At 69.9% G+C, this 7,466-nt stretch carries 6 protein-coding genes; 2 read left to right on the top strand and 4 right to left on the bottom strand.

Going from position 1 to position 7,466, the window contains the following annotated elements:
* On the bottom strand, positions 1–750 hold a 750-nt coding region (locus tag ACE3PU_RS04180; protein WP_374386957.1), incomplete at its 3' end, for an outer membrane protein.
* Between the two features lie 150 nt (positions 751–900).
* Here ACE3PU_RS04180 and ACE3PU_RS04175 point away from each other — a divergent pair.
* Positions 901–1,806, top strand: coding sequence for an SDR family NAD(P)-dependent oxidoreductase (locus tag ACE3PU_RS04175; RefSeq protein ID WP_374386955.1), 906 nt, complete (start codon positions 901–903; stop codon positions 1,804–1,806).
* Positions 1,807–1,817: 11 nt separating this feature from the next.
* On the opposite strand, the gene ACE3PU_RS04170 is transcribed toward ACE3PU_RS04175, so the two are convergent.
* The 3 genes from ACE3PU_RS04170 to ACE3PU_RS04160 all read right to left on the bottom strand — a co-directional run bounded on the left by ACE3PU_RS04170 (position 1,818) and on the right by ACE3PU_RS04160 (position 6,529).
* Positions 1,818–2,867, bottom strand: coding sequence for a helix-turn-helix domain-containing protein (locus ACE3PU_RS04170; RefSeq protein ID WP_374386953.1), 1,050 nt, complete (start codon positions 2,865–2,867; stop codon positions 1,818–1,820).
* An 80-nt stretch (positions 2,868–2,947) separates the two neighbouring features.
* The gene (gene ptsP / locus ACE3PU_RS04165; RefSeq protein ID WP_374386951.1) at positions 2,948–5,197 is read right to left on the bottom strand and encodes a phosphoenolpyruvate--protein phosphotransferase; all 2,250 of its coding nucleotides are present in this window, start codon (positions 5,195–5,197) and stop codon (positions 2,948–2,950) included.
* A gap of 57 nt (positions 5,198–5,254) precedes the next feature.
* Positions 5,255–6,529: an aspartate kinase gene (locus ACE3PU_RS04160; protein ID WP_374386949.1), complete on the bottom strand. Its 1,275-nt coding sequence runs from the start codon at positions 6,527–6,529 to the stop codon at positions 5,255–5,257.
* Between the two features lie 56 nt (positions 6,530–6,585).
* Here ACE3PU_RS04160 and ubiG point away from each other — a divergent pair, with 56 nt between their 5' ends.
* Positions 6,586–7,413, top strand: a complete 828-nt coding sequence (gene ubiG / locus ACE3PU_RS04155; protein ID WP_374386947.1) for a bifunctional 2-polyprenyl-6-hydroxyphenol methylase/3-demethylubiquinol 3-O-methyltransferase UbiG — start codon at positions 6,586–6,588, stop codon at positions 7,411–7,413.
* The last annotated feature ends 53 nt before the right edge of the window (positions 7,414–7,466 follow it).

Raw genomic sequence — 7,466 nt, 5'->3', positions numbered from 1 at the left:
CGGGGGCGGCGGCGGAGGCGGCGGGGCGACCTCACCCGCGCCGAAGCTGTAGCGCAGGCCCAGGGTCACGGTGTGCGACTGATCGTAGTCGCCGTCCCATTCGCCGAAGCTGGTGCCGCCGACCGTGGCCGATTCCCACGAGGAGTCGCCGGTCAGGTAGCGGTAGGTCAGGTCGATGTTGGTGCGATCGCCCACGGCCCACGCCAGGCCGGCGATCGCCTGAGCAGCGAACTCGACGGAATCGTCGTCCGTTTCAAAAGCGGCCGCGCGATTGTCCCGCAGGAAGCCGGACGCCTTGGTGTCCACGCGGTTCACGCCGGCGCCCAGGCCGACGAAGGGACGAAGCGTCCAGTCCGGCGAGCCGAAGTCATAGATGACATTGGCCATCAGGGTGGCGGAGTCGATGCTGCCGTCCGGGGAGTAGCACGGTCCGACCGCGGGATCGGCGTTGCACAGGCCGCCATTGCCGCTTACGGCGCGCACGGTGCCGATGTCGCCCGAGCGGTAGCCGCCTTCCAGTTCGACGCGCCAGTTCGGGTTGAACCGGTAGCCGAGGCGCGCGAAGGCGGCCCAGCCGTCGTTGACCTCGTAGTTCCAGTTCACGCCGGTCGTGGACGACTCGGCGTTGATGTCGTCGATGATCTGGTAGCCGGCGTCGATCGCGCCGTACCAGCCGTTCGGCTCAGCCGAGGCAGCGCCGGCCGAGACCAGGCTGACGGCTGCTACAGATGCGAGAAGTTGCAGCTTCATCTGCGTCCCCATTTAAAAGTTGATGATCCGGGCTCGCCCGGCGTCCCGATCCGAACGGCATCGCTGGCGCCCGGTTCCCGCATTTCGCTATGATTGCGGCGACTGTGGCGCCGTTTCAACACATTGGTCTTGCGCCACGAAGGAGGGAATGTGGTTAATTTCGAAGGACGGGTGGCGATCGTCACGGGCGCGGGCGGCGGGCTGGGCCGCGAGCACGCGCTGGCTCTCGCGGCGCGGGGCGCCAAGGTGGTGGTCAACGATCTGGGCGGCGCACGTGACGGCTCGGGCGGCTCCGCCACCGCCGCGGAGGCGGTCGTGGCCGAGATCGAGGCGGCCGGGGGAGAGGCTCTCGCCAACGCAGCCTCCGTCACCGACATCGACGCGGTTCAGGCCATGGTCGAGGCGGCCATGAGCCGGTGGGGGCGGATCGACATTCTGGTGAACAACGCGGGGGTCCTGCGCGACAAGACCTTCGCCAAGATGCCGCTGGAGGATTTCCGCTTCGTCGTGGACGTCCATCTGATGGGCGCGGTCAACTGCACCAAGGCGGTGTGGGACATCATGCGCGCTCAGAACTACGGCCGCGTCGTCATGACCACCTCGTCGTCGGGGCTGTACGGCAACTTCGGGCAAGCCAACTACGGCGCCGCGAAGATGGCCTTGGTCGGCCTGATGCAGACCCTGGCCATTGAGGGGGCCAAGAACGACATCCGCGTCAACTGCCTCGCGCCGACGGCCCACACCCGAATGACCGAGGATCTGGGGGCGGCGTTGCCTCTGGAGGCTCTAGGCCCGGAACTGGTGACGCCCGGTTTGCTGCACCTGGTCAGCGAAGCGGCGCCGAGCCGCTGCATCCTGGCGGCTGGGGCCGGCGGGTTCGAACGCGCCTATGTCACCCTGACCGAAGGCGTCCGCATCGTCGGCGTCGACGCGCCGGAACAGGTGGCGGCCCAGTTCGACGCCATTTCGGACCGGTCGAACGAGATCGTGCCCGACATGGGCGCGGCTCAGGGGATGATCGAACTGTCCAAGGCGCAGAAGGCCCACTCGGCCTGAGCGTCGCCGCTTCAGTCGGCGGCGGGGGGAGGAGCGGCCTGGGCGGCGGCGGCGATGCGCGTTTCGATCTGCGCCTGGGCCCGCGCCTGAGTCTCTGCGGTCTCGCGGGCCAACTGCGCGGCGCGCGCATTGAGCTGCGCCAGCGGCGTCAGCGGCGCCGGCAAGGCCCCGTCGTATTCGCCGTTCAGATAGAGGTCGAACGCGGCCGGGTCGGACGCGTCGATGGCGGCGGCGGCGCCGACCGGTGCGCGCCAGGCCTCCCCGGCGGCCATCTGGCGGGCGAAGAGGACGTGGCCGCTGGCGGCGCGCGCCACCAGAACGGCGGGTTTGCGGGCCTGGATCACCACCTGCGAAGCGTTGGCGGGCGCGCCGTAGACGGCGCCGCGCGGATTGAAGGCCCTGCGCACCGGCGTCGTCTGGACGGGCGGCGCCGCCTCCGGGTCGGTCGGATCGATACCGGTCAGCTCGGCCTCCAGGCCGCGGGTGACATAAAGGGCCGGAACGGTCTGGTCCGGCGGAGCGGGCAGGGGCGCGCCCAGCGAGACGCCTTCCTCGGTCGAGGCCTCCTTCATCCACGTCGGCGGCGGTGCGGCGATGTCGGACGGGTGCGGGGCCTGCATCCGGCTGATCCGCTGAAAGACGTTCCACCCGACGACCGCCAGGACCACGACCGCGAACACGGCGATGACGCGGGGCGAATGACGCCGGACATCCTCGAAAGCGATGCCGACCGGCGGCTTCAGCGGCGTGGAGGTGTCCGGGCTCTCGCGCTTGAACCGTTCGATCGCGGTCTGCTCGTCCAGGCCGAGCGCAGCCGCGTAGGAGCGGACATAGCCCAGGGCGAAGACGCGCGACGGCAGGGACGACCAGTCGTTCTGCTCCAGCGCGGTCAGAAAGCGGGTGTGGACCTTGGTCTCGGCGGCCAGCTCGGCCATCGACTTGCCGGACGCGGCCCGCGCCTGGCGCAGGCCATCGCCCAGGGTCTCGGCCGCGAGAAAGGCCGGGCCCGCGTCGGGCGGAAACTCATCCATCTCGGGCGTCGCGTCAGCGGTATGCGCCATGCGCCTTGGCAATCCTCGATCGGGGCTCGCCCGCTCATAGCATGATCCGCCGCCGGCCTCCCACGCCTTTTGCGGCTACGCTAGACGGCGATGTTCAGCTTGCGCGCCAGGGACTCGATCTCGTTGCGGATCGATCCGGACGACGAACCCAGCAGATTGGCGAGCCCCCGCCGCGCGGCGGCGAGGTCGGCCGACAGGATCATGCGCTTGACGGGGCCGACGCCGCCCGCAGGCGCCGACAGGCGGGTGAAGCCCAAGGTGATCAAGGCGAAGGCCTCCAGCGGCCGTCCCGCCAGTTCGCCGCAGATCGACACGGGCGTGCCGGTGTCGGCGCAGGCCTTCTGGATCGTCTGAAGCGCCCGGAGGGCCGGCGGCGACAGGGGATCGTACCGATCCGACACGAGCGGGTTCGTCCGGTCGGCGGCGTACATGTACTGGAACAGGTCGTTGGTGCCGATGGAGACGAAGTCGGTCAGCGGCAGCAGGGCGTCCAGATGCCATAGCAGCGACGGGCATTCGACCATCGCCCCCACGCGCAGCAAAGCCGGCAGGGGACGACCCCGGCGTCGCGCCCAGGCGCATTCGATATCGACCAGTTCGCGCGCGGCGCGGAACTCGTCGACCGTGGCGATCATCGGGAACATGACCCGCAGCTCGCGGCCCGCCGCCGCCGTCAGGAGAGCGCGCAACTGCATCCGCAAAAGGGACGGGCGGTCCAGCCCCAGGCGGATGGCGCGCCGCCCCAGGGCCGGGTTCTCCTCCCGCTCGGCCTCGAGATAAGGCAGGACCTTGTCGCCGCCGATGTCCAGGGTGCGGAAGGTGACAGGCTTGTCGCCCGCGGCGTCCAGAACCAGCCGGTAGAGCGCCGTCTGGGCGGTCAGGCGCGGCAGCTCGTCCGAGACCATGAACTGGAATTCGGTGCGGAACAGGCCGATGCCCTCCGCCCCGGTCTCGGCCAGATTCTCAAGATCGACCGCCAGGCCCGCATTGGTCAGAAGGGTGATGCGCTGGCCGTCCAGGGTGACGGCGGGGGTGTCGCGCAGCTGGGCGAACTCGGCGCGGCGCTGCTCGCGCACGGCCATGCGCGAGCGGACGGCCTCCAGCATGTCGGGGCGGGGCCGCAGATAGGCTTCGCCCGTCTCGCCGTCGGCGATGATCAGGTCGCCCTCGGACAGACGGTCGCGCAGGCCCTGCAGGCGGCCGACGCAGGGTATCTGCAGCGCCCGCGCGACGATGGCGGCGTGGCTGGCCGCCGAGCCCTCTTCCAGCAGCAGGCCCTTCAGCTTTTCGCGCGGATACTCCAGCAGGTCCGCCGGCCCGAGGTTGCGCGCCACAAGTATGGCGTCGTCGGGCAGGTCGCGCTCGCCGGGCTTGTCGCCCGCCAGCACCCGCAGCAGCCGGTTGGCCAAGTCCTCGAAGTCGTGCAGCCGTTCGCGGATGTAGGGATCGCGCGCCTGGGCGAAGCGCGCGCGGTGTTCGTTGCGCACCCGGTCCACCGCCGCCTCGGCCGTCAGGCCGTTCCGCACCGCCTCTTCCAGCGACCGGTTCCAGCCCCGGTCGTCGGCGAACATCCGGTAGGTCTCCAACACCTCGAACGAGGGACCGGCCAGGCCCTGGCCCTTGTCCAGCATGGCGTCCAGCCCCGTCTTCAGCGTGGCCAGGGCCAGCTTCAGGCGCGCCTCCTCCATCGACGGGTCGTCGCTGAGCAACTTCTCGGGCGGCAACGGCGCCTCGTGCAGGACCGCATGTCCGTGCGCCAGACCCTCGGCGAAGCGTTGGCCCTTCAGCCGTTCGGGCCGGTGCGGCGCGACCTCGACATCGCGCAGCTCGTCCTCGGCCAGCAGTTCGCCCGAGGCCACCGTCTCGGCCAGGACCATGGCGATGGTCTGGATATCCTCGACCTCGTCCTCGTCGTAGCGGCGTTCGGTGCGGTTCTGGACGACCAGCACGCCGATGGCCCGACCCCCGCGCAGCAGGGGCGCGCCCAGGAAGGCGTGATAGGGATCCTCGCCCGTCTCCGGTCGGTAGGAGAAGCTGGGATGCGACGGGGCGTCCGACAGGCTGACCGGCTGCGCCAGACGCGCGACCTCGCCGACTAGGCCTTCCCCGGGGCGCAGACGGGTGTTGTGCACCGCCGCCGGGTTCAGCCCCTCGGTGGCGAACAGCTCCAGCTCACCCGAAGCGCGCCGCAGATAGATGGAGCAGACTTCGGCGACCATCGAGCGGGCGATGATCTGCACGACCATGTTCAGCCGGTCCTGCGCGGGCAGGGCGCCGGCTCCCAGAGCCTCGCGGATCTGGCGAAGGAGGATCCTGGGACCCCTGGTCATCGCGCCTGCCGGCATCATGTCTCCCGCGCCCGGCGCCGCCGCGCCTGTTCAGATCACCTATACAGCGTCCAGCCCGTATGCCGAATGCAGCGCCCGCACGGCCAACTCGGCGTAGGCGGCGTCGATCAGGACGCTGATCTTGATTTCCGAGGTCGAGATCGCCTGGAACTTCACGCCCTTGTCGGCCAGCGCCTGGAACATCTGCTGGGCCACGCCCGCGTGGCTGCGCATGCCGACCCCGACGACCGAGACCTTGGCCACATCCTCGTCGACGCGGATTTCCTCAATGCCGATCTGGGCCTGCGCGGCCTTCATGATGTCCGCGGCGCGCGCGGCGTCGCGGCGGCCCGTGGTGAAGGTCAGGTTGACCGTTCCGGCCGTGCGCGACTGACTCTGCACGATCATGTCGACGTTGACGTTGGCCTCGGCCAGCCGGGTGAAGACGTCGGCGGGCGCGTCCACGCGGTCGGACAGTCCCAAGAGAGTGATGCGGGCCTCGTCACGGCTCATGGTCACGCCGGATACGATGCGCTTTTCCAAGATCTCCTCCTCGTCGCAGATCAGGGTTCCGCCCTTGTCGGGCATGACGCCGTCAGCGTCGGGTTCTATGAAACTGGACAGGACGCGCACCGGCACCTGCTTGGCCATGGCCAGTTCGACCGAGCGGGTCTGCAGCACCTTGGCGCCCAGGGAAGCCATCTCCAGCATCTCCTCGTAGGAGACCTTGTTCAGCCGGCGCGCGCGGCCTTCGATGCGCGGGTCGGTCGTATAGACGCCGTCCACGTCGGTGTAGATGTCGCAGGGGCAGGCCAGCGCCGCCGCCACCGCGACCGCGGAGGTGTCCGAGCCGCCCCGGCCCAGGGTCGTAATGCGGCCGTCCGGCGTGACCCCCTGGAAGCCCGGCACGACAGCGATCTCGCCGCTGTCGACGGCGGCGCCCAGGGTCTCGCCGGGAATGTCGACGATACGGGCGCGGCCGTGGGCGTCGTCGGTGACGATCGGCACCTGCCATCCCATCCACGACCGGGCGTTCAGCCCCATGTTGCGCAGGGTCATGGCCAGCAGGCCCGACGTGACCTGCTCGCCCGAGGCGACCACCACGTCGTATTCGTCGTCCGACAGCGGCAGGTCCGGGGCGGCGGCGCCGGCGCCGTCGGTCCAGGCGACGAGTTCGTTGGTCTTGCCCGCCATGGCGGAGACGACGACGGCGACCTTGCGGCCCTGTTTGACCTCGGCGGCCACGATGCGGGCGGCGCGGCGGATGCGCTCGAGGTCGCCCATCGAGGTGCCGCCGAACTTCATCACCAGTCGCGTGGTATCGGGCCGCGTCATCGTGGCGTTTCGCCCCCTGCTTGCGTGGAACGGCCGAAGGGTTCATCCCTCGGCGCATGACCGCTTCTAACGGCGAGCCTTCGCCGCGCATACCCCGTCCGGGGCAGGGTTTTTCACAAAATTCGCCGGAGCAAGCCTCCGGCGCATCGATCGACCCTGCCGACGTGGCCCGCTTCTCGGCCCAGGCGGCCGAATGGTGGGACGCGCACGGACCGTTCGCGCCCCTGCACCGCTTCAATCCGGCGCGTCTCAAACTGATCCGCGAGCAGCTCTGCGCCCGGCTGGGCCGCGACCCCACCGCCCTTCGACCGTTCGAGGGGCTGACGCTTCTGGACGTCGGCTGCGGCGGCGGCCTGATCGCCGAGCCGATGCGGCGCATGGGGTTTTCGGTGACCGCCGTGGACGCCTCGTCCGAGAACATCGGCACGGCCCGCGCCCACGCCGAGATGGTCGGCCTGGACATCGCCTATCGCGCCGCCACGGTCGAGCAGCTTGAGGCCGAGGGCGTCGGGCCGTTCGACGTGGTCCTGACCATGGAGGTGATCGAGCACGTCGCCGACCCGGAGGCCTTCGTCCGCGCCTGCGCGCGCTTGGTGCGGCCGGGCGGGGTGATGATGGTGGCCACCCTGAACCGGACGCTGAAGTCGCTGGCCCTGGGCAAGGTCGCGGCCGAATACATCCTGCGCTGGGTGCCGGCCGGCACGCACGACTGGCGGCAGTTCCTGAAGCCCGACGAAATCCGCGCCATGCTGGCTGACGAGCCCGTCGCGGTCGAGGGCCCCTTCGGCCTGGCATACGATCCGCTGAACGATCGCTGGCGCCAGACCGACGATGCAGCGATCAACTATATGATGGTCGCCACGCGAAGCGCGGAAACGCTTTGACGCCCCGGACCTGAGCGGTTTCTATGCACCCCGTTCAGCGCGCCGTCTTCACG

Origin of the sequence: Brevundimonas sp., assembly GCF_041911375.1 — a bacterium.
GTDB lineage: Bacteria > Pseudomonadota > Alphaproteobacteria > Caulobacterales > Caulobacteraceae > Brevundimonas.
Note: the sequence above shows the minus strand (reverse complement) of the source record. Positions and strands in the feature narration are given on the sequence as shown.